Genomic DNA, 22315 nt, shown 5'->3' with positions numbered 1-22315 from the left:
CTATGATTAACCGGCATTCGTTCTAATTTCAATAGTGATCACTATGATAAATAATCCTGCTGCCGTGGTGCGCCGTCGTGGACGGCCGATTGCCTTTGATCGCGACCAGGTCCTGGGCCTTGCGGCAGAGGTGTTCTGGCGCCTGGGCTATGAAGGCGCCTCGATGCCTGAGTTGTCGGCGGCCATGGGCATCACCGTGCAAAGCCTGTATGCCGCGTTCAGGTCCAAGGCCGAGCTTTACCAGCAGGCGCTGGCGCATTACCAGCGCAGCACTGGCGCCTTTGCCGAGCGGGCACTTCGCGAAGAGGCGGATGTGGTGGACGGTTTCCTCCGCCTGCTGCGCGAGGCGGCCCATGAATACAGCCTGCCCGGGCGGCCGCGGGGCTGCATGATTTCCACCGCGACCCTGACCTGCGCGGTGGAAAACGATGCGCTGCGGGAGTTCGTCAGTGCCCTGAGGGCCAACACCCTCAAGGCCTTTGAAGCGCATATCGAGCAGGGCATCGCCAACGGGCAACTGCGCGCCGATACCCAGGCAGCGGCGCTGGCCCGGTATATCGGGGCGATCATTCAAGGCATGTCGGTACAGGCTCAGGATGGTGCGGATTGCACAGCGTTGCTGGCCATCGGCGAGTTGGCGGGGCAGGAAATACAGCGGGCCAGGGCCTGACGGCATGCCGGCCAATGAGTCAACCTCAGCAGCTGCCGAGGCCTGTTCCATCCTGTGAGACGCGGATGAACCGGCGCAGGGTTTCACCTGGCCCGGTGCGGAACTCGGTGGGCCTGGGTTGGCCCTCGTCCGCGGCGATGAAGACGAAGTCATCGCTGTCCAGTCGATAGCTGGCAGGCAAGTGCTTGCCGGTGTCGGCGCCCATGGAGTCGACCCAGGTAATGGATTTCGGTGTGGTCCGGGTATCGAGGGTAAAACTGCCCGCGAGCAACAGCTCGCCTTCGAGCGTCACGACGCGGAACCCTTGCCCCTGGATCAGGGTAAGAGCTCCTGGGGCACCATGTTCGTCAGGCGGGTTGCTGACCCCGTTGTCCTCGTACTCCACCTGTTCCCAGGCACCTTGAAGCTGTTGCAGGTCGAACTGGTCGTCGCAGGTCATCGTCGTCCGGGCCTTCTGTCTTCGCTGGGTAAGAGGGGGGTCAGTTGAAGATGTTGCGCCCGATGCAGTACGTCAGCAGGTCCTGGTCGCTCTCGACTTCCAGCTTGCGCATGGCGGAGATTTTCTGCGCGCTGATGGTCTTCGAACTGCGGTTCTGGCTGCGGGCAATGTCACTGACGCTCTTGCCGGAAACGAACAGCCGCAGGATTTCAAACTCCTTGGGCGAGAGCATGGAGATCCGGTCGTCGATGCTGGCGTTGGATTCGATGACCGAGCTCGGCGCAGGTTCCAGACTCTGATAAGAGCCTCTTTCGACAATGGTCTTGAGCGCCACCTGGATTTCATTGTGCAGCTGGCTTTTCTGGATCACCCCGACCACCCCCAGTTCATGCAGGCGTGTGAGGATCAACTGGTTGGAGATCATGGTCAGGATCAGGATCTGCAGGCGCGGGAAGTGGCGCTTCAGGTACTCGACCAGTTTGAGGCCGTCGCCGTAGGGAGAGTCCCCGGGCATGTTGTAGTCGGTAATGACGATATCGACCGGCTGTTGTTCGAGAATCTCGATCAAGCCCTGTGAGCTGATGGCTTCACCGACTATTTCAAAGTTGCTTTCCCGTTCCATCAACTCGCGAACGCCGAGCAGAACAATCGGATGATCGTCGGCGATGACTACTTTAAATTTTTCCATGACTAGCCACTCGTAATACGCCGGTTGGTAAGGAGAAAGAGTAAAGGATTGCGCTCATCAAATCTTGTCGCGTCTCATTCAAGTGCATTAAGAATATCCGTCAAGCTTTGTATCAGGCTTTTCACCTCAAGGGTCACGGAAGAGGTGATCGCGCTTTGCAGTATCCGGGACTCCAGTTCGGCGCAGTTTTTCGCCAGCCCGCTCAGCTGCACGGCACCCAGCGCTCCGGCGGCGCTGTGCAGCCGTTCGGCGAGCCGCTTGGCATCCTGGGCGTCGAGGGCGTCGGTCACGCTCTGGACATCCTGGCGCATGGTGGTAATGAACAGCTCACGCATTTTTGGGGACAGCTCGATCATTGTGTCGCCGGTCGCGGGGGAAGGCGTTGCATCGATCATCGGTTGCGGTTCCTGGGCAGGCGCATTCGCGCAGAGATTCGACAGGTAGTGGTGCAGAGTCTGCAGGCTCAAGGGTTTGACCAACCAGGCATTCATGCCGACAGCCATGCAGCGGGCGCCTTCTTCGCGCATGGCATTGGCCGTGACCCCGACGATCGGAGTCTCCCGGTCACGCTCACGCAGGGCGCGGGTCAGTTCATAGCCGTTGAGCAGCGGCATGTTTACATCGGTCAGCACCAGGTCGAACACCTGCGGCTGCCAGAGCTGCAAGGCTTCTTCGCCATTGGAGGCGGCCGTCACCGTACAGCCCAGGGCTTCGAGTTGCTCCTTGATAATCGCCTGATTGATCGCGTTGTCCTCGGCCACCAGGATATGCAGGCTGAGCCTGTTGCTCAGGTCGCATTCGGGAGCGGCGGGCGCGATGGTTTTCCCGTGCAGGGTCAGGGACACGGCCCTGGCGATGGCCCGCACATCATGGGCATCCACGGTGCAACCTCGCGGTGGCGGTGCCGGGTGTTCGCCGGCGACGCACAGGACCCTTGGTCCGGCCCAGGCGGGTAGGGCGTCGGAGGGCAGGACATCGACCAGCAGGTTGGCCTGGCGCGACTCTTCGACAAAGGCCGGCAATGGCTTGGCGACCACGCCGAGGCGATTCAGCCAGTCACTGGTGCTCTGCGCCAGCTCCACGGCGGGAGCCCGCACATACACCGCCTGGGTGCTCGGCAGGATGTCCGCGCAACCTTCCAGAGCGCCGGGCATGACCTTCAGCCCCAGGCGGAGCGAGAAGCTGCTGCCCAGGCCGGGCTCGCTGACCACGCGTATCTGGCCGTTCATCATTTCCGTCAACCAGCGGCATATCGCCAGGCCGAGTCCGGCTCCGGCCTCGCTGGAGGCGTCGCGTACCTGGTAGAAGGTGTCGAACAGACGTTCCTGTTGCGCCGGTGAAATGCCGATGCCGGAGTCGGTGACCTGCCACTCCAGGCTGGCCTGGCCATCCACGCAGTGCAGGAGCTTGACTCGCAATACCACGCGCCCGGTGTCGGTGAACTTGATGGCGTTGCTGAGCAGGTTGCTGAGGATCTGCCGGATCCGTACCGGGTCGCCCAGCAACTGGTCGGGCAACGCCGCATCGATACAGGCGTACAGCAGCAGGCCTTTGTTTTCGGCGAAGACGCTGTAGGCGTGCAGCGTGTCCTCGATCATCTGCAGCGGGCAGAACGCCTGGGACTCGATCGCCATCTGCCCGGATTCGATCTTGGAAATGTCCAGGACATCGCTGATCAATTGGAACAGGGTGCTGGACGAGCGCTGGATGGTTTGCAGGTGCTCGCGCTGGCGAGCATCCAGGCGCGTCAGCCCGAGCAGTTCCAGGGTGCCCAGTACGCCATAGAGCGGGGTGCGTATTTCGTGGCTCATGGTGGCGAGGAACAGCGTCTTGGCTTCGCTCGCCGCATCGGCGGAGCGCCGCGCCTGCTCCAGCATGGCCGCGCCCTCGATATGGCTGGTCACGTCGTGGAAGGCACAGAGCAAGGCATCCTCGCCCTGGTAACGGGTGCTCACGAACCCTACCTGCAGGTGAGTACCGTCGATGTCCAGCCGGGTTTCACCGGCGACGCACAGGTCCTGCCGGCTCTCCAGGGCCATCCGCAGTTTTGTGCTGCCTTGCCATTGCTGGGCTTTGCGGTTTTCCAGCAGGACCTTGAAGTCCGAGCGACGCACCACGCACAGGCCGGTGGGCGCGCAATCGATCACGGCCCGGCTGAAGGCCTCGCTCTCGGCGGTGCGTTGGTAAGCCTCGTAGACCGGTCTGACGATACGTGACTGATACCGGCGACTGACCAGCCAGCCACAGCCAATGCCGCCGATCAGCAGGGCCAGCAAGACCGGCAAGGGCCACAGGGTGTAGTTGAAGTAGCTCTTGAAACCGATGGTATAGAGAGCGGTCCAGGGCTCGGCGGAATGGCTCGAGACTTTGAAGACCATGCCGTCGCCGGTGATGTTCAGCCCGTCATGCAGCACGACGCCCGGTTGCAGCGAACCGCTGAGCACCTTTCCGGAGGGGGCGACCAGGGCGACATGGTCATAGGTCGACCACGGCATGAGTCGCTTGATGTCATTGACCAGATCCATGCTGAACAGCGACGCGACGCCGATCTGGTTGCCGCTGTCCTGGACTCGTGACCATTGCGGCCCGAGATGGGTGCTGACATAAGCCAGCAGCCGGACGGGGGCCTCATTGGTCTGATGGGGGACGAGGGGCTCCCAATCGACCGAGCCATCGGCCCGTGCCGAATCTTTCGCCAGCAGATGCTTGAGCGTTTGCAGGACGAGGGTCTTGTTGGGGGTGTCGTTTTTCCAGAGCGGGTCGCGTGAATGCCCGGCGGCCGGAATGCCGATATTGAAGTTGCCCTTGGCATCGAACAGGAAAAACGGCGGTGACTGGTAATGGGAAGTGGACCAGAAGGCGCTGTAATAGTCGGTCAGGTGCTCTCCCAGGTCGGCCAGCCTGGCCAAGGTGTCAGGCTCGACGCTCTGGTGATCGACAGAGAGGCTGAAGGGCGTGGAAAAGGCAAATTCCTGGCCCAGGTAGTTGTGCGGCCCCTCTTCGGGCAAGGCGCTTTTCAGGTATGAAACCGAATCGTTGGCGTGAAGGGGGATCTTGCTACTTTGTACGGCCACGCCCCGGAGGAAGTCTTCATGTTCGCGGATGTCTTCCATCATCCGCGCAAAATGCGCTTTGAACCTGCCGTGTTGTTCTTCGAGCAGTTTGTGCGACGACCAGTAACTGATGGCGATCAACAACAGGGTCAAGCCGAGAAAAATCAACAATCCCTTGTTCAGGCGAGTCGAGTATCGTTTCAGATTCTCGATGAGCGTGTCCTGGTGGTTCATCACTGGTATCCAAAAAAGCATGAAAAAGTCGAAGCCTTGAGGATTTTACCTTTAAACAACGACTTGTCAGTGATGTGGGGCATGTAATCCTGAAGGGTGGATGTCCTCGGTTCAATAACTGGCGGCTGGACCGTCGTTCACCAGCAACTGTTGAAACTGCTCGGAGGGGACTGCGCGAGAGATCAGGAAACCCTGCACCTGGCTGCAGTCGATCTTGCGCAGCAACGCCAGCTCCTCGGCGCTTTCCACGCCTTCGGCCACCACGGTCAGGCCCAGCTGGCGACCCAGGGCAATGATGCTGGTCAGGGCCTTGGTCAGTTCTTCGCTGGCGTGGCATCCCTGGACCAGGGCGCGATCGATCTTCAGTTCGGTGAACGGGGTGGAAACCAGGTTCATGTACGAGCTGTAACCCTTGCCGAAGTCGTCCTGGGACAGGCCGAAGCCCTTGATGCGCAAGCGGCAGGCACCGGCATAGAAGTTACTGATGTCCTGGGGCACCGAACATTCCATGAGTTCGAAACAGATCTGCCCCGGCACTCCCTGGTGTTCCATGACAAAGTCGAACAGGCGGTCCGCCAGGTCGTGGCTGTTGAGCAGATGGGTCGGCAGATTGATCGACACCGGAATGTCGTAGTCCTGCTGGCGCCAGCGTGCCTGGGCCTGGATCGCCTGGCGCAGGACCAGCCACAGCAGGTCCTCCTCGAGGTCGAAGGACTTGAGGGCGGGCAGGAAGGTGTCGGGGAGCAGCATGCCCTGTGTCGGATGCATCCAGCGGACCAGGGCTTCGGCGGCGACGATGCGGCCGTTGAACAGTGATTTCTTGGGTTGGAACCAGGCTTCGAACTGCTCTTGCTCGATGGCCTGGACCAGCGCGCTCCGACTGAGCATGGAGGCGGGCAAGGGGCGCGGCGAGCTCGGCTGCGAAATGCTCAATTGCGTGGTCAGGGTCTGCAAGGCGGCAAGGTTCACCGGTTTCGAGATCAGGCCGATGACTTTCACCCCGAGGTTCTTGGCAACCAGGCTGGCACTCATCAGCATGCGCCGCGAAGCCGAGCTCATGATCGCCAGCGCCGGCTTGGAGTGCAGGGCCGCCAGTCCCTGGATGAACTGCACGCCATCCATTCCCGGCATCAACAGGTCGGTGAGCACCAGGTCGAACTTGCGCCATTTCAAGCGTTCCAGCGCCTCTTCGCCATCCCGGGCGCCTTCCAGGTAGTAGGGGCCCAGCTCACCGAACAGATGTTGCAGGTACATGTGCTGGAAGGGATGGTCTTCAACGATCAATATGCTACAGGGCTTCATTCTTCGCTCTTTCATAGGGCGCTAGGTAATTGAACAGGGCGCGTAATGCAAAAGGTTTGACCAGGCAATGGTTCATTCCGGCCGCCAGACATTGCTCTTCTTCTCCACGCATCGCGTTGGCCGTGGCACCGATGATCGGAACCGTACAGCCACGGCGTCGCAACTCCTTGGCCAGTTCATAGCCATTCATCATGGGCATGTTGACGTCGGTGAGGACCAGATCGAAGCGCTCGGGGTCCCACATCGACAGGGCTTCCTCGCCGTTTGACGCAAGCTCCACGCTGCAGCCCAGCTCTTCCAGCTGATCCCTGAGGATCAGTTGGTTGATGACGTTGTCTTCGGCCACCAGCACGTTCAGGTTCAGTTGCTTCAACGTCCAGTGTTCGTTGTGATTCTCGGCCTTGGCCACCCACAGCCCCTGGGCCTGGCTGACCGCCTGATGAATGGAACGCAGGTGGTTCAGGTTCACATGCCAGCACCCGGCACGAACCTGCGGTTCGTTGTTGCCTGCCCCGGTGGCGAGGATCAGCGGACCGGGCCAGTCGGGCTGCAGGCGTTGTTCCAGTTCGCCGGGGTGAACCTCGACCAGCAGGCAATCGCTGGTCGGGGCGATCTTCGAGGGATGGCAGAGTTGCACCCGCGCGCCCCATTGGCGCAGCCAGCCGCCGATGGATTCCGCCAGCTCGCGGACGCTGGACATCACATAGATGGTTTCCGGCAGCAGCTGCGTGGCGGGCAGGGTGACCGGCCCATCGATCGCCGCTTCCAGGGGCAGGGTGAGGGAGAAGCTGCTGCCCAGCCCCAGTTCGCTGACCATGCGCAGGCTGCCGTTCATCAATTGCGTGAGGCGCTGACAGATAGGCAGGCCCAGGCCGGTGCCCGCCACCACGTTGGCGTTGCCGCCGGTTTGATAGAAGGGTTCGAAGATCAACGGCTGATGATCCTGGGCAATGCCTTTGCCGGTGTCGGAGACCTGCCACAGGATGCTGGAGCGCTCGCCATCGCGGCTCAGCAGGTTGACCCGCAGCACGATGCGCCCCAGGTCGGTGAACTTCACCGCGTTGTTGAGCAGGTTGCTGAGGATCTGCCGGATCCGGGTGACGTCGCCGATCAGTCGCTCGGGGATTTGCGGGTCCACGCAGGAATACAGCAGCAGGCCCTTGTTCGACGCCGCCGCGGAATAGCCCTGGATCAGCTCGTGGACCAGGTCCAGTGGCGAGAACTCATTGAGCTCCAGGGCCAGTTGCCCGGCCTCGATCTTGGACACGTCCAGCACATCGCAGATCAACTGCAACAGGGTCGAAGAAGAACACTCGATGGCGCGCAGGTAATCGCGCTGCTGGGTATCCAGTTGAGTGCGCGCGAGCAGCTCCAGGGTCCCCAGCACGCCATACAGCGGGGTGCGAATTTCATGGCTCATGGTGGCGAGGAACAGGGTCTTGGCTTCGTTGGCGGCATCGGCCATCTGCCGCGCTTCTTCCAGCGCGGCTTCCACCTGCTTGCGCGCGCTGATGTCGCTGAAGGCGCAGAACAACACGTCCTCGCCCTTGTAGCGGGTGGGCGCGGAACTCAGGTAAAGATGGCGCCCGTCGGTGGTCTCGAAGTAGTCGAAGCGGTTCGGCTCGTGGCTCTTGAAGGCTTGCTGGATCCAGCCGGCGCAGAGTATTTCCCGTTCGACGCCATCGCCCAGCCACTGCTGCGCCAGGGTGTTTTCCAGGACCACCTGGCCATCGGTGCGCCGCAGCACGCACAAGGCCACGGGCGCGGTCTGGATCACGTCGCGGCTGAACAGCTCGCTCTCGACCAGCGCCTGGATACGGCTCAGCGCAGGGGTGATGAAACGGTGCTCGATGCGGCGGGTCAGCAGGCAGATCAGGCTGATGCTGAACAGGCAGAACGCCAGGGCGCCGGCCAGCTGCGGCCAGAGCGCGATCAGCAGGGACTGCAGGCTGAAGGAGTAGACCAGTTGCCAGTCGGAGGTCATCAGTTGCTTGCGGATCACCAGGTGATCGGGCCACCAGCCACTGCCGACAAAACCGAAGAAGTTGCTGCCTTGCAGTTGCTGCAGGGCCTGCCCCAGGCGCCCGGCCGGGGTGTTGGTGAACAGCAGCGCGCCTTCGGAGTTGAACATCATGAACTCGCCGGCGCTCTGGTCGCTGAGAGCCTTGAGCACTTCCCGCCCATCCATTTCCAGGCCCAGCCAGCCGGAGTCATCGGTGCGCTCGTCGAGCCGGGTGAAAATGTACAGCTGCGAAGTCTGCGTGGACGGGTCGGTCAGCCACAGCTCGTTGGTGTCCGGATGCTCCCCATGGTTCAGGACCTCAAGCTTCGAGAGGATGGTCCTGGGCAGGTTGGGGGAGGTCGGGTTGCTGCTGTAGAGGCGCATGACCCGGGCCTCGGGGCCAGGGCTTACATAGAGCAGGTTGACCTGCTTGGCCTTGAAGTATTCGCGCATGCGCTGGCTCAGCCAGATGCTCCACGGATCATCGATGTCGCCCAGTTGCAGGTGCAATTCTTCGCTGGAAGGCGGATACCCCTGTACCTGCCTGGATCGGCGTACCGCGGACAGGCTGAGGCTTTCCAGCAAGGCCTCGCGGCTGGTGAAGAAGGTCTGGGCTTCGGCGATGGCGCTGCTCATGTAGCCGCGGCGCCGGGAAATGTCGTTGCTGAGGGTGGAATTGAGGAAGTTGTAGACGGCGCCGAGGATGCCGACCAAAAGAATGAGTGCGAAAAGACGCAGCAACCTGCTGGCGGCTTCAGGACTGGAAAATAGGGGACTGATCTGATGAAGGTAGGTCTTTAATCTCATTGACCCACTCTAAATAAACCCTCATTAATTCGGGATAGGACGATCCTTAAAGTCGTGGTATTTCGCCGCTTCCAGCCTGGTCCACGACGAAAAAAACCTGGCACGGGCACCAGGTTTTTTCAGTGGGGCATGCCTCGTGACAGCCGGCTCAGACCACTGCCAGTCGCTGCTTGTGCAGTGGCGCGGGAAAGGCCTGGTCGATGGCCGCCAGGTCTTCGTCGTGCAAGCGCAAGCCGGCCGCCTCGGCATTCAGCCGGACATGCTCGGGGTGTACCGCCTTGGGAATGGCGATCACGCCGTCCTGGCGCAGGACCCAGGCCAGCGAGACCTGGGCCGTGGTCACGCCATGGCGGTCGGCGACCTGCTGCAGCGTAGGGTGGCGCAGCAGCTTGCCGGCCTGGGCGATAGGGCAGTAAGCCATGAGCGGCAAGCGCTGTTGTCGCGCGGCGGGCAGCAGGTCGAATTCGATGCCGCGTTCCTCGATGTTGTACAGCACCTGGTTGGTGGCGCAGGCCGGGCTCGCCAGTTCCTCGAGGTCATCGAGGTCGAAATTGGAAACGCCCCAGCGGCCGATCTTGCCGTCTTCGCGCAGGCGCTCGAAGGCTTCCACGGTTTCCTCGAGCGGGTACTGCCCACGCCAGTGCAGCAGGTACAGATCGATGTAGTCGGTACCCAGGCGCCGCAGGCTGCGCTCGCAGGCTTGGGGAATGCCTTTGCGGCTGGCGTTGTGCGGGTACACCTTGCTGACCAGGAACACCCGGTCGCGCTGGCCGGTGATGGCGGCGCCAACCACTTCCTCCGCGCCGCCCTCGGCGTACATTTCGGCGGTGTCGATCAGGCTCATGCCCCGTTCGATACCGGCCTGCAGCGCGGCAATCTCGGCGTTGCGCTGGTGGCGCTCCTCGCCCATGCGCCAGGTACCCTGGCCAATCACCGGGACGGGCACGCCCGCCAGCTCGAGTGTTCGCATGACAATCTCCTGAAAGGGTTAGGGATCCAGAGAAGCAAAGGCGCGGTGCTCGGTCAAGGTAACGAAGAGGACGGGAGAATTTTTCATATTCATTTAAGGAATAAAATAACTACCATTTATTCCTTTTAATGTGAAAGGACACAAGGCACCTTAAAGGCCTGCACGGCGCTGCGCCAGTGCCCACCCCAGACAGGAAGGCCCATCATGACCATCAAGGCAATCAATGTTCGCAACCAGTTCAAGGGCATCATCAAGGAGATCCATGAAGGCCAGGTGGTCTCGGAGATCGATGTGCAGACCGCCTCGGGCATCGTCACCTCGGTGATCACCACGCGCTCGGTGCGCGACCTGGAGTTGAAGGTCGGCAGCGAGGTCATCGCCTTCGTCAAATCCACCGAAGTGTCGATCGCCAAGCTCTGAGACCGCGATCCGACCCTGCGTCATGCCCCGCACCGCGCTTGCAACCCTCGCCGAACCCTGCCACAGGGCACCGGCGAGGCTGGCAAGCCGCCTTTTCCCGAGAAAAGTCGGGCCTCTTTAGAATGATTATTTCTTTGGGTTATGGGATGCGCTGATTCGCGCATATCCATCGCAGCGGAAAACACGCTGTCGTCCTGCTTCCGTCCGCCATGAAATCCATCCGGCTGCTGAAGCGGAAAATCCCGCGCGAGCGGCTGCGCTGAAGCTGTCCTGGCAGCCGCGATTGCTGTTCGATCGGCATCTTGTGCGGCGTTCGCCACTCCCTAGAATCCGCCCCATCCGCTTCGTCCAACTATCGAATCGCTTAGGGAGTTTCACCATGATGAATGCCATGCAGATGCAAATGCCGATGAACGCCAACATGCCGATGATGCCGATGATGGGCATGCCGATGATGATGGCGACCATGAGCTGCGAAATGATGGACGACGGCATGCTGTGCAAGATGATGCCGGCCGCGGGCATGGACATGGCCATGTTCAAGAACAGCGCGCAAATGATGCAGATGATGATGAACTGCGGCATGCCGATGATGATGCACTGCGCTAACATGAGCATGATGTGCATGTCCCGGGCGAGCATGGCCATGCCGATGATGGGCGCCATGATGCCAATGCCGATGATGGGCATGCCGATGCCGTCGATGAAGTGCGTGATGGAGTGCACAGTCGAGGCCGACTGCATGATGTGCAAGATCATGCCAATGGCCGGCATGAACATGGACATGATGAAAAGTTGCTGCGCCCTGATGATGAAGATGATGAACGACTGCGGCATGCCGATGATGATGAGCTGCAACGGCATGCCGATGATGTGCTGCACCTGCTGATTCCTCGCAGCGGCACAAAAAAAGCCCGGCCGGGATAATCCCGCCGGGCTTTTTCTATAGCGGGACTATCGATATTCGTGGCCGCTGGCGCAGCCTGCGATCGGGGCCGCAGGACCCGCCATGTCAGTACAGTCCCTGCTTGTTCAGTCCAGGCGTTCCGGGTAGGTCACCACCAGGTAGGCCACCGCTTCGCTGTCGGCGGGGTTGCGGTAGCGGTGCGGCTGGTCGGCGTAGAACAGGATCGAGTCGCCGGTGGAGAGCAGGTAGCGTTCTTGGTTGACGCTGATTTCCAGTACGCCCTGGGACACCACCAGGTTTTCCTGGACCCCCGGCCCGTGTCCTTCGGACTGGTCTTCGCCGAGCGGGCTCAGGCGCAGTTCGTAGAATTCCGACTGGCGCGCCACGTCGAAGGGGAACAGGGCGCGGCTGACAAAGGCGCCGTTGGCGCTGACCAGGCGTTTGCTCCGGCTCGACGGCAGCACCGCCACGCCTTCGAAGGCGCGGTGTTCGAGAAAGGCCGCGACCGACACCTTCAGGCCCTTGGCGATCTTGCACAGCACCTTGATCGACGGCACGCTGCGCCCGGACTCGATCTGCGCCAGCATCGCCCGGCTGACCCCGCACTGGCGGGCCAGGGCATCCAGGGACAGATGACGCTTGCTGCGCAGGCGTTGCAGGTTCTGCGCGACCCGTTCGCTGATGGGGTCTTCTTCCTGAGTTTCCAGAGGGGTCAAATCAAGGTCGGGTTCGTCGGCGCTCGCCAGAAAGCGCGAGGGTTCCTGGGCGCTCACGCGTGGTAGGTCCTGGTCGGCCGGGCCGTCTGAACCCACTGGAACGCCTGGTAACCGGCATTGCGCGCGTACATCTCCCACATGGCCCGGGCCAGTTGCTGGGCCTGCTTGCGTTTGCGGAACTGGGCGAAGTCGATAACGTTGTCGGTCGGTTTCATAAGGCACTTCACTGTCGTGACCAATGGGCGGGATGAGGTGAGAGTACGTGGTTATTTTTATAACCATAAATACTGATTATTTATTTATTAATTCCTTTGTGTTCTTAAGTGCCGGGCCGTGGCAAAGCCTGCTCAAATCACATGGGCCTTGTGCAATTCGGTCAGGGCCAACGCCTTGAGGCGGGCCAGCAGCGGGTCGCGGCGGTCCCGCGGGTGGCTCAGTTGCACCGCCAGTTCCTGGCGAATACGGCTGGGGCGGTTGTCCATCACCAGCACCCGGTCGCTCAGGTACAGCGCCTCGTCGACATCGTGGGTCACCAGCAGCAGGGCGATGGCGTGACGCTCGGCCAGTTGCAGCAGCAGGTCCTGCAGTTTCATCCGGGTAAAAGCGTCCACCGCGCTGAAGGGCTCGTCGAGCAGCAGCACCTGTGGCCGCGCGTACAGGCCGCGGGCGATCGCCACCCGCTGCGCCATGCCGCCGGACAGCGCCTTGGGCAGGGCCTGGGCAAAACCCGCGAGGCCGACTTCCTCGATCAGTTGCGCGACCCAGGCCCGGTCGTAATGCTCGTCGTCGCCAAAGCCGATGTTCTGTTCCACCGTCAGCCAGGGCATCAGCCGCGGTTCCTGGAAGACAAAGGCCAGGCGCTCGGTGTGGCTCAGCAGTTGCCCCTGAAAGTCCTTCTCCAGGCCGGCGACGATGCGCAGCAGGGTGCTTTTGCCGCAGCCGCTGGGGCCCAGCAGGCTCACGGTTTCCCGCGGTTGCAATTGCAGGTGGATATCATGGAGGACGGTGGTGGCGGCGAAAGTCTTGCGCTCCACGTGGATGTCCAGCAGGGCTTGGGGCATGGCTCGATCCTCTGTGCGTTAGTCGTTGCCGCCTTGGCCATTGAAGGTGTCGCGCCAGGCCAGGAAGCGTTTTTCCAGGCCGGCGAGAATGCCGTCGCTGAGCTTGCCCAGCACCGCGAGGACGATAATCGCCGCCAGCACGATGTCCGGCCGCGAGGTTTCCCGGCCGTCGCTGAGCAGATAACCCAGGCCCTTGGTGGCGGCGATCAGTTCGGCGGCCACCAGGAACATCCAGGCCAGGCTCATGCCGCTGCGCAAGCCGGTGAACAGGCCGGGCAGGGCGGCCGGCAGGAGAATCCGCCGCACCAGCCGACGCCGGCCGAAACCGTACATGTGGCCGACCTCCACCAGCTTGCGGTCGATATCGCGAATCGCCGCCACGCCATTGAGGTACACCGGGAAGAAGGCGCCGATGGCGATCAGCACCACCTTGGAGGTTTCGTCGATGCCCAGCCACAGCAGGAGCAACGGCACCCAGGCCAGGCTGGGGATCGAGCGCAGGCCGGCGAAGGTCGGCTCCAGGTAGGCTTCGGCCTCCCGGCTCAGACCGACCCAGGCGGCGAAGACCAGCGCCAGGCTGGCGCCGATGGCAAAACCCAGCAGCACCCGCAGCAGGCTGGCGCCGATGTGTTTCCACAGCGCGCCTTCGGCCAGGTCGCCGAGGGTCAGGGCGATCTCGCTGGGGGCCGGCATCTGGTACGACGGCAGCCAGCCGATGCGCACCACGAACTCCAGCAGCAGGATGATCACTACCGGCAGGGCCAGGCCCTTGAGGCGCAGGCGCCAGCGGGCGGGGTTGAGGCGTGGGAGCTTGCTCGGCGCGGACAGGGCCAGGCGGGTCGAGAGGTTGTTGCTGTCGCTGCTCATGGCGATTCTCCGGCAACGCCGAATCCGCGCCAGGCACGGACTCGGTCGTCGCCTGGGCGGTGGGTTATTGACGGGCCACGGCCTGCTTGACGTCGGTGTCGAGCAACTGGTCGATCACCTGGTCCACGTTCACCCCGCGGCGTACCAGTTCCTCGGACACCAGGATCGGCGCGGCGGCCTTGGAGGCCAGCACATCCTCGGCGCTCAACCGCGGGTTGCCCAGGTCGGTGCGCGACAGTTGCAGGCGGGCCACTTCCAGCGGCAGGCCGGATTCGTCGGCCAGCAGCCTGGCCAGTTCGTCCGGGTGCTTGACCGACCATTCGCGGGCCTGCTCATAGGCGGCAAGCACGCTGGCGATGGTCTGCGGATGCTCCTTGGCGTACTGCTCGGTGACGCTGAGCACGCCGTAGCTGTTGAAGGCAGTGTTGCGGTACAGCAGGCGCGAGCCGGCCTGCACTTCGCTGGCGGCCATATGCGGGTCGAGGCCGGCCCAGGCGTCGACGTCGCCTTTCTCCAGGGCGGTGCGACCGTCCGGGTGCTGCAGGTGCACCAGTTCCACATCGTCTTTTTTCAGCCCGGCCTGTTGCAGGCTGCGCAGGGTGAACAGGTAGGGATCGGTGCCCTTGGTGGCGGCGATCTTCTTGCCCTTGAGGTCGGCGACGGTTTGGTACGGCGAATCCTTGCGCACCACCAGGGCGGTCCATTCGGCGCGGCTGTAGACATACACCGACTTGATCGGGCTGCCGTTGGCCCGGCTCAGCACCGCCGCCAGGCTGGCGGAGGAGGCGAAGTCGACGCCGCCGCTGTTGAGGTATTCCAGGGAGCGGTTGCTGCCCTGGCTGAGGACCCAGCTGACCTTGGTCTGGGGCAGGGCCTTTTCGAGAAAGCCGAAGTGCTTGAGCACCAGGCTGACCGGCGAGTAATAGGCGTAGTCCAGGTGCACTTCGGCCGGCGGATTTTCCGCGGCCTGGGCCAGGGGTTGCAGGCCTAGCGCCAGGACGCAGGCGCTGAGCAGGTATCTGGCGCGAGCCAGGGGGAAACGCAAGACGGGTTTCATGGAGCGGCTCCGGACAAGGCGGCGAGAGGGCAATGTTGTTATTTCCGCTGCTTATTTCAAAAGTCGCGGACGGCAGGAATAAATCCTGTCGGAAAGGAATATTGCAGGCTCTGTGCCATAGCCGGGGAAGGGCGGTTTCAAGGTGTTCCAACAGGAAAAAAGCCTCTGGCGATGTTGCCTGGCCAACAGTCTGTTGCCGCGCTGTTTCTCCACCAACAGCCTCCTGACGCGGGTGCAAAAGCGGCTATGAGCTTATGCGTTAACAGAATTTCAAAAGCGGATTCTAAGAGCGTTATGTTCTAGAAAATCCGCTTTTCCAATCATCCAGGAATTTCCCATGACGCTCTCCCGACGCCTGCGCCGTCTGCTCCTCAGCACCCTGTTCGCGGCGCCCCTGGCCCAGGCCGCCGAGCCGCTGGTGCTGCAGGTCGGCGACCAGAACTACTACAACGTGCGCGCCTCGGTGGAGGCTTCGGGAGTGCTCGAAGGCGCGCCCTACCAGGTCGACTGGAAACACTTCCAGGCCGCTGCGCCCCTGGCAGAAGCGCTGAACACAGGCGCCCTGGACCTGGGCTTTCTCGGCGATTCGGGCTTTCTGTTCCTCGCCGCGAAACAGGCGCCGGTGAAGCTGATCGGCGTCTCGCGGCAGAACCCGGACACCATCGCCTTGCTGGTGCCCAAGGACTCGCCGGTGCAGACCATCGCCGACCTCAAGGGCAAGAAGGTCGCCTACTGGCCCGGCGCCTGGAGCCAGCAACTGACCCTGCGCGCCCTGGAGCAGGCCGGCCTGCCGGAGGACCATGTCGAGTTCATCAAGCTGATGCCGATCGACGCCGCCGCGGCCTTGCCCCAGGGCAGCATCGACGCCTTCCCGGTGTGGGAACCCTATATCTCGCAACAGATCCTGTTCTCCGGCGCGCGGCCGATCCTCACCGCGAAGAACCTGATGCCCGGCCTCAGCGCCATCGCCGCCTCGACCCCGGCCATCGACAGCAAGCGCGCCGCCATCGCCGACTTTCTCGGCCGCCTGAAGCTGGCTCGCGCCTGGGTCGACAGCCACACCGACCAGTACGCCGACCTGTGGGCGAAAAAGGCCAACCTCGACCCGAACGTCTCGCGCCATTGGCTGCGCCAGGCGCACATGAGCGTCGGCCCGGTGGACCCGCAGGCCGCCGCCGACCTGCAAAGCACCGCGGACTTCCTGTTCAAGGTCAAGGCGCTGCCGGCGCCCTTGGCCACCGCGACTGTTGTCGACACTTCCTTTACCCAGGCCCTGAGCCAGTGACGCCTTGCCGGGGCCAGGTCACAGGCTCCGGCGCATTCAACGCCCTTCGTGCTGGCGCCGATAAGCCCCCGGCTGCACGCCCACGGCCTTGGCGAAGGCGCGGGTAAAGGCCGCGACCGATTGATAACCCACTGCCGCGCCAACCTGTTCCACGGTGTGGTTGGCCTTGAGCAACTGGCAGGCATGGCGCATGCGCAGCGCCAGCAGAACCTGGCCCGGGGATTGCCCGGCCAGTTCGTTGAAGCGCTTGAAGAAGGCCGAGCGCGACAGCCCGGTGCAGGCCGCCATGCTTTCCAGGGGCCAGGGTTGTTCGGGGTGTTCGATCAGCTGTTCCAGCAGCGCGGCGAAGGCCGGGTGCCGGGCCAGCGCCACCAGCCCGCCAAGGCCCTGGTTATCGGCCACTTGCTGGCGCAGCACATAGAGGAACAGCAGGTGGCTCAGGCGCTCCAGCAGCGCCGAGGAGGGCGCGGGCGTGCGCCGGCACTCTTGCAGGATCAACTCGAACAGGGCCCTAGCCGCGCTCAGGGACGGGTCGCCGGCGCGCAGGACGATCCAGTCCGGCAGGCCGTCGATGATCAGCGACGACAGCCCGGACCTGAAGTGAAAGAAACCGCAGACCAACCCCACGCCATCCTCGGCCTGATCTTTTGCGTGAGCGTCGAGCGCCTGCATGGCCCTGCGTGGCAGTTCAAGGGCGGCGTCACGCGCTTCGGCGCTGGACAGGCGATAGTCCAGGTCGCGCAGCAGGAACAGCGCATCCCCGGCATTCAGGCGCTGGGCCGGCTCATGGCCCTCGATATGCAGCCAGCAATGGCCCTGCACGATCAGGTGGAAGCTGGCCCGGGCCAGGCCGTGGGTGCTGGCGTGCCAGCCGCCGCAGTAGCGGCCGACATGGAACAGGCTGGCGTCGAGTTCGAGGCTTTCTAATAACCAATCAACCAGTGGGCTGGACGAAATCATCTAATGGAAACACTCAGGAGCAAGTAATCGCTACTTTAGAATATGGATCGGAATTCTTATAACCAACAGACTGGCCGGACACCAACACAGCAGGAGTCCACCGCATGTCGCGCATCACTCTACACAGCCTGCAAAGCGCTCCCGAAGCGGCCCGGCCGTTTTTGCAGAACGCCCAGAACAACTCGGGGTTCATCCCCAATCTGCTGGGCATCCTGGCCAATGCCCCGGCGGCGCTGGAGACCTACGTTACGGTATCGGCGCTCAATGGCAAGGCCGAGCTGAGCCTGGCCGAACGGGAGGTGGTGCAACTGGTGGCCGCCACCACCCACGGTTGCGATTTCTGTGTGGCCGGGCACACTGCGGTGGCGCAGAACAAGGCCAAGCTGCCGGACGAAGTGATCAGCGCGTTGCGTGAGCGCAGCCTCTTGCCGGAGGAAAAACTGCAGGCATTGGCTGCCTTCGCCGCCGAGGTGATCGCCACCCGCGGCAACGTCAGCGAGCCGACGTTCGCGGCGTTCAAGGCCGCCGGCTACAGCGAGGGCAATGCCCTGGAAGTGATACTCGGGGTGAGCCTGGCGACCCTGTGCAATTTCGCCAACGTGTTCGCCCGCACGCCGCTGAACCCGGAACTGGCCAAGTACCGCTGGCAAGCGCCGCAGCAATGATGCAGCGGCTGGATTCAAGGCACGGCCGTTGGGCCGGTGCCGCGTAAAAAGGAGAAAACCACATGCTCAACCCCGCATTCAGTCAATGGCTGGACGCCGAGGCCCAGGCTTTGGACCAGGGCCACTGCGACCCACAGCAGGTGCTGGCGCGGCTGGCCGAGGCGCAGGTGCTGCGCATCGGCATTCCGGCCGGGCAGGGCGGTAGCGGCGGCGACCTGGGCGACGCCGTGGAGGCGCTGGCCGCGGTGGCCAGCCGTTCCCTGGCGGCGGCCTTTGTGTTCTGGGGCCAGCGGGCCTTTATCGAATACCTGCTGCACAGCCCCAACGCGGCCTTGCGCGAGCGTCTGTTGCCGGACCTGCTCAGCGGCGAACTGGCGGGGGCCACCGGGCTGTCGAACGCCATGAAGTTCCTCTCCGGCATCGAAGCCCTGCAAGTCCGCGCGCAGCCACGGGCTGGCGGTTGGAATCTGAACGGGCGCCTGCACTGGGTGACCAATCTGCGCAAAAGCGGTTTTGTGGTGGCCGCGGCCATCGAGCACGAGCAGGGCGGCGCGCCCTTTATCCTGGCGATCCCCGCGGGCCTGGCCGGCTTGCAACGTTCCGAGGACCTGCAACTGATGGGCTTGCAGTCGAGCAACACCGCGGCGCTGGAACTGCAACAGGTCGAGGTCGACCACGACTGGTTGCTGCACGAGGATGCCAAGGCCTTTCTGCCAGCGGTGCGCCCGGCGTTTCTCGGCCTGCAATGCGGCATGGCCATCGGCCTGGCGCGGCGCGCGCTGGATGAAGTGCAGACGCACCTGCACAGCGGGCGTTCGATCCTGCGCGAGCCGTTGCAGGAGCAACGCCAGCAGTTGGAGGAGAGCGTCGCCGAGCTCAAGCGCGGCCTGTTGGAGGGGCGTTTCCTGACCCAGCCCGCGGCGCTGTTCCGGCTGCGCATCGCCCTGGCCGAAGCTGCCGCCAATGCCGTTCAGCTGGAGTTGCAGGCCAGCGGCGGCAAGGCCTACCTGAGCGAGCATGGCGGCGGTTTTGCCCGGCGCTGGCGCGAGTCGGCCTTCGTGCCGATCGTCACGCCGAGCCTGGTGCAGTTGCGCGCCGAGTTGCAGCGCCAGGCCCGAGACGCGGCGGCATGAGCGCGGCCTTGCTCGAAGCCCGGCAGATCAGCCTCGGCTACCCCGGTGAAGCAGGCTGGCAAGCGGTGCTGGAAGGCTTCGACTTGCGCTTGCAGCCGGGGGAGGTGGTGTCGATCCTCGGCCCCAGCGGCGTCGGCAAGTCCAGCCTGTTGCGGGTCCTGGCCGGCTTGCAGGCGCCCCACAGTGGTAGCGTCAGCCTCCTGGGCCAGACGCTGGACGGGCCGCATCCACGGGTGGCCGTGGCCTTCCAGGACCCCAGCCTGCTGCCCTGGCTGAACCTGGAACACAACGTCGCCTTCGGCCTCGATTTCGCCCGCCAGCCGGCGCTGGACACCCGGCAGCGCCAGGCGCGGATCGACCAGGCGATCGCCGAGGTTGGCCTGCAGCATGCCCGCGGGCATTACCCGGCGCAGCTGTCCGGCGGCATGGCCCAGCGCACCGCGCTGGCCCGTTGCCTGGCGCGCCAGCCGCAGGTGCTGTTGCTCGACGAACCCTTTGGCGCGCTGGACGAAGTGACCCGCGCCGACATGCAGCAACTGCTGCTCAAGGTGATCGCCGAACACCGCACCGCGGCGCTGCTGATCACCCACGACATCGACGAAGCCCTGCTACTTTCCGAGCGGATCCTGCTACTGGGTAACAGCCCGGCGCGGACCCTCGGCGAGTGGCGCATCGACCTGCCTCAGCCGCGCGCCGAGCTGGTGGAAGAACTGGGCGCCCTGCGTATCGAGATTCTCAAAACCCTTCGGCGGGCGAGCCGCGCTGCACAACCCCAAGCCTTGCTGCCTCAACCTACACCTCTGGCTCTGTAGGAGCGAAGCTTGCTCGCGATAAAAACGTCAGTGCGGCGCAGGGTCCCAGACACCCCGTCAGCGTTGAGGTCATTCGCGAGCAAGCTTCGCTACTACAGACGAGCCGGACGAGCCGGATGAGCCGCAAGAGGCGGTAAATGGCCGGGTTCAACCCCTTGCCCGAATGATCGGAGATACACCATGTGCCTGGATGACTTCACCCACAGCCGTCGCGACTTCCTCAAGCTCAGCGCCTTGCTCACCGCCGGCGGCGCCTTGCCGTTGCTCAATAGCCTGCAGGCCCGCGCCGCCGCGGAGCCGGACGCGCCGGTGCGCATCGGCTACCTGCCGATCACCGACGCCACGCCCTTGCTGGTGGCCCATAACAACGGCCTGTTCGAGGCCGAGGGCATCCGCTCCGAGCGCCCGGTGCTGTTGCGCAGTTGGGCGCAGGTGATCGAGGCCTTTATTTCCGGGCAGGTCAATGTGATCCACCTGCTGTCGCCGATGACCGTCTGGGCCCGCTATGGCAGCCGGGTGCCGGCCAAGGTGGTGGCCTGGAACCACGTCGGCGGCTCCGGCCTGACCGTGGCACCGGGCATCACCGAGGTCCGGCAACTGGGCGGGCAGGCGCTGGCGATTCCGTTCTGGTACTCGATTCATAACGTGGTGGTGCAGCAACTGTTGCGCGACAACGGCCTGACCCCGGTGAGCCGGCCGGCCAGCAGTGCGCTGGCAGCGAATGAGGTCAACCTGCTGGTGCTGCCGCCGTCGGACATGCCGCCGGCCCTGGCCAGCAAGCGCATCGCCGGCTACATAGTCGCCGAGCCCTTCAACGCCCTGGCCGAGGAACTCAAGATCGGCCGGGTGCAGCGCTTTACCGGGGATATCTGGCGCAACCACGCCTGCTGCGTGGTGTTCATGCACGAGCAGGATTTGAATCACCGCCCCGAATGGTCGCAGAAGGTGGTCAATGCCATCGTCAAGGCCCAGTTGTGGACCCGCGACCACCGCGCCGAGGCCGCCAGTCTGCTGTCCCGCGACGGCGCCAACCGCTACACCCCGCATGCGCCCCAGGTGCTGAGCCGGGTCTTGGCGCCGAGTGCCAGCGAACGCCAGCAGTACCTGGCCGACGGCGCGATCCAGCACGCCCAGTGGGACGAGCAGCGCATCGACTTCCAGCCGTACCCGTTCCCCAGCTACACCGAGGAACTGGTCAAGCGCCTCAAGGACACCCTGGTCGAAGGCGACAAGGGCTTTTTGGCCAGCCTCGACCCGCAGCACACCGCCCGCGATCTGGTGGACGAGCGCTTCGTGCGCAACGCCATCGCGTCGGTTGGCGGGCTCAAGGCATTCGGCTTGCCCGACAGCTTCGAACGCAGCGAGGAGTTCAGCCTCTGATGGCCAAGCGATCCGCATCGAGCCTGCACGGGCTGCTGGGCGTGGCGGGGCTGCTGGGCCTGCTGCTGTTGTGGTGGCTGGGGGTGCACCTGTTCGGCGGCGCCGACGGGCTCGCGGCGCGTTTTTCGCCGGCGGCGACCCTGGCCAGCCTGCTGGAACTGCTGGGCCGCGCCGAGCTGTACGAGCATGTGCTGGTCAGCCTCCAGCGCATCCTGGTCGGCCTGGCGCTGGCCTTGCTGGTCGGCGTGCCCCTGGGCCTGCTGATTGGCAGCTACCGCCACCTGGAGGCGGCCACCACCCCGGCGTTCCAGTTCCTGCGAATGATCTCGCCGCTGTCGTGGATGCCGGTGGTGGTGATGCTGATGGGGGTAGGGGACCAGCCGATCTACTTCCTGCTGGCCTTCGCCGCAGTCTGGCCGATCCTGCTCAATACCGCGGCCGGGGTGCGCCAGCTCGACCCGCGCTGGCTGCAACTGAGCCGCAGCCTCAGCGCCACCCGCTGGGAAACCCTGCGCAAGGTGATCCTGCCCGGGGTGCTGGGCCATGTGCTGACCGGCGTGCGCCTGGCCATCGGCATACTGTGGATCGTCCTGGTGCCTTGCGAAATGCTCGGGGTCAGCGCCGGCCTGGGCTATTTCATCCTCGATACCCGCGACCGCCTGGCCTATTCGGAACTGATGGCCATGGTCCTGCTGATCGGCGCCCTGGGCTTTGCCCTGGACAGCCTGGCCCGTGGTCTGCACCGGCGCTGGACGCACTTGCCGTAACGCCGCGACGGGCGCATTGTCAGTGGGAAGTCTGAAGTCATGCTGGCGTTCGATCCGGCGTTGACGCACTGGCGTATAGAGAAGCGGGCGCCGGTGGCCGGCGTGGGCGTCCAGCCTATC

22 protein-coding genes are annotated in these 22315 nt (G+C 63.7%); 10 read left to right on the top strand and 12 right to left on the bottom strand.

Annotation, left to right across the window (positions count from 1 at the left end; translation table 11 throughout):
• The first annotated feature begins 43 nt into the window (after positions 1-43).
• Positions 44-670, top strand: coding sequence for a TetR/AcrR family transcriptional regulator (locus tag AC3RCP_RS17095; RefSeq protein ID WP_492571337.1), 627 nt, complete (start codon positions 44-46; stop codon positions 668-670).
• Between the two features lie 25 nt (positions 671-695).
• Here the strand turns inward: AC3RCP_RS17095 and AC3RCP_RS17090 are convergent, their stop codons facing one another.
• The 3 genes from AC3RCP_RS17090 to AC3RCP_RS17080 form a co-directional block, all read right to left on the bottom strand.
• Complete coding sequence (locus AC3RCP_RS17090) at positions 696-1109, bottom strand: TIGR03067 domain-containing protein (protein WP_492571338.1); 414 nt, start codon at positions 1107-1109, stop codon at positions 696-698.
• Between the two features lie 40 nt (positions 1110-1149).
• Positions 1150-1797, bottom strand: a complete 648-nt coding sequence (locus AC3RCP_RS17085; protein WP_007929094.1) for a response regulator — start codon at positions 1795-1797, stop codon at positions 1150-1152.
• 74 nt (positions 1798-1871) lie between these two features.
• On the bottom strand, positions 1872-4910 hold the full coding sequence (locus AC3RCP_RS17080; RefSeq protein ID WP_492571339.1) for a hybrid sensor histidine kinase/response regulator: 3039 nt from the start codon (positions 4908-4910) through the stop codon (positions 1872-1874).
• Between AC3RCP_RS17080 and AC3RCP_RS17075 the strand changes: the two genes are divergently transcribed.
• Complete coding sequence (locus AC3RCP_RS17075) at positions 4890-5171, top strand: hypothetical protein (protein WP_238543445.1); 282 nt, start codon at positions 4890-4892, stop codon at positions 5169-5171. The two genes, AC3RCP_RS17080 and AC3RCP_RS17075, sit on opposite strands and share 21 nt — an antisense overlap.
• Positions 5172-5195: 24 nt before the next feature.
• On the opposite strand, the gene pvrR is transcribed toward AC3RCP_RS17075, so the two are convergent.
• The 3 genes from pvrR to AC3RCP_RS17060 all read right to left on the bottom strand — a co-directional run bounded on the left by pvrR (position 5196) and on the right by AC3RCP_RS17060 (position 10165).
• On the bottom strand, positions 5196-6338 hold the full coding sequence (pvrR, locus tag AC3RCP_RS17070; protein ID WP_492573206.1) for a response regulator cyclic di-GMP phosphodiesterase PvrR: 1143 nt from the start codon (positions 6336-6338) through the stop codon (positions 5196-5198).
• A 34-nt stretch (positions 6339-6372) separates the two neighbouring features.
• The gene (locus AC3RCP_RS17065; protein ID WP_492571341.1) at positions 6373-9195 is read right to left on the bottom strand and encodes a response regulator; all 2823 of its coding nucleotides are present in this window, start codon (positions 9193-9195) and stop codon (positions 6373-6375) included.
• Positions 9196-9343: 148 nt separating this feature from the next.
• Positions 9344-10165 (bottom strand): aldo/keto reductase, encoded by an 822-nt coding sequence (locus AC3RCP_RS17060; RefSeq protein ID WP_492571342.1) that lies wholly within the window; start codon positions 10163-10165, stop codon positions 9344-9346.
• Positions 10166-10369: 204 nt separating this feature from the next.
• On the opposite strand from AC3RCP_RS17060, the gene AC3RCP_RS17055 reads away from it, so the two are divergent.
• Together AC3RCP_RS17055 and AC3RCP_RS17050 are read left to right on the top strand one after the other, a co-directional pair.
• Positions 10370-10585 (top strand): TOBE domain-containing protein, encoded by a 216-nt coding sequence (locus tag AC3RCP_RS17055; protein ID WP_009044054.1) that lies wholly within the window; start codon positions 10370-10372, stop codon positions 10583-10585.
• A gap of 379 nt (positions 10586-10964) precedes the next feature.
• Positions 10965-11474, top strand: a complete 510-nt coding sequence (locus tag AC3RCP_RS17050; RefSeq protein ID WP_492571343.1) for a hypothetical protein — start codon at positions 10965-10967, stop codon at positions 11472-11474.
• Between the two features lie 143 nt (positions 11475-11617).
• Here AC3RCP_RS17050 and AC3RCP_RS17045 read toward each other — a convergent pair whose 3' ends face one another.
• The 5 genes from AC3RCP_RS17045 to AC3RCP_RS17025 form a co-directional block, all read right to left on the bottom strand.
• Entirely contained in the window at positions 11618-12208 is a 591-nt protein-coding gene (locus tag AC3RCP_RS17045) for a helix-turn-helix domain-containing protein (protein ID WP_371860905.1), read from the bottom strand.
• 53 nt (positions 12209-12261) lie between these two features.
• Positions 12262-12423, bottom strand: a complete 162-nt coding sequence (locus AC3RCP_RS17040; protein WP_492571344.1) for a hypothetical protein — start codon at positions 12421-12423, stop codon at positions 12262-12264.
• Positions 12424-12555: 132 nt separating this feature from the next.
• Entirely contained in the window at positions 12556-13269 is a 714-nt protein-coding gene (locus tag AC3RCP_RS17035) for an ABC transporter ATP-binding protein (RefSeq protein ID WP_101338108.1), read from the bottom strand.
• An 18-nt stretch (positions 13270-13287) separates the two neighbouring features.
• Positions 13288-14136: an ABC transporter permease gene (locus AC3RCP_RS17030; protein WP_101338107.1), complete on the bottom strand. Its 849-nt coding sequence runs from the start codon at positions 14134-14136 to the stop codon at positions 13288-13290.
• Positions 14137-14200: 64 nt separating this feature from the next.
• Positions 14201-15193 (bottom strand): aliphatic sulfonate ABC transporter substrate-binding protein, encoded by a 993-nt coding sequence (locus AC3RCP_RS17025; protein WP_492571345.1) that lies wholly within the window; start codon positions 15191-15193, stop codon positions 14201-14203.
• Positions 15194-15530: 337 nt separating this feature from the next.
• Between AC3RCP_RS17025 and AC3RCP_RS17020 the strand changes: the two genes are divergently transcribed.
• On the top strand, positions 15531-16478 hold the full coding sequence (locus AC3RCP_RS17020; protein ID WP_492571346.1) for an ABC transporter substrate-binding protein: 948 nt from the start codon (positions 15531-15533) through the stop codon (positions 16476-16478).
• Between the two features lie 36 nt (positions 16479-16514).
• Here AC3RCP_RS17020 and AC3RCP_RS17015 read toward each other — a convergent pair whose 3' ends face one another.
• Positions 16515-17438 carry a cupin domain-containing protein gene (locus tag AC3RCP_RS17015; protein WP_492571347.1) on the bottom strand — a complete coding sequence of 308 codons (924 nt, stop codon included), beginning with the start codon at positions 17436-17438 and terminating at the stop codon, positions 16515-16517.
• Between the two features lie 104 nt (positions 17439-17542).
• On the opposite strand from AC3RCP_RS17015, the gene AC3RCP_RS17010 reads away from it, so the two are divergent.
• The 5 genes from AC3RCP_RS17010 (at position 17543) to AC3RCP_RS16990 (ending at position 22195) form a co-directional block, all read left to right on the top strand.
• Entirely contained in the window at positions 17543-18103 is a 561-nt protein-coding gene (locus tag AC3RCP_RS17010) for a carboxymuconolactone decarboxylase family protein (protein WP_492571348.1), read from the top strand.
• Between the two features lie 62 nt (positions 18104-18165).
• Positions 18166-19236, top strand: coding sequence for an acyl-CoA dehydrogenase family protein (locus tag AC3RCP_RS17005; protein ID WP_492571349.1), 1071 nt, complete (start codon positions 18166-18168; stop codon positions 19234-19236).
• Positions 19233-20048, top strand: coding sequence for an ABC transporter ATP-binding protein (locus tag AC3RCP_RS17000; RefSeq protein ID WP_492571350.1), 816 nt, complete (start codon positions 19233-19235; stop codon positions 20046-20048). Before AC3RCP_RS17005 ends, AC3RCP_RS17000 begins: the two co-directional genes overlap by 4 nt.
• Before the next feature lie 180 nt (positions 20049-20228).
• Positions 20229-21428 carry an ABC transporter substrate-binding protein gene (locus AC3RCP_RS16995; RefSeq protein ID WP_492571351.1) on the top strand — a complete coding sequence of 400 codons (1200 nt, stop codon included), beginning with the start codon at positions 20229-20231 and terminating at the stop codon, positions 21426-21428.
• Entirely contained in the window at positions 21428-22195 is a 768-nt protein-coding gene (locus AC3RCP_RS16990; RefSeq protein ID WP_101338099.1) for an ABC transporter permease, read from the top strand. Before AC3RCP_RS16995 ends, AC3RCP_RS16990 begins: the two co-directional genes overlap by 1 nt.
• Positions 22196-22315 lie beyond the last annotated feature (120 nt).

Source organism: Pseudomonas sp. GW822-FHT05A08 (assembly GCF_058800485.1).
The sequence above is the reverse complement of the archived record's forward strand: the minus strand, read 5'-3'. Positions and strand labels throughout refer to the sequence as shown.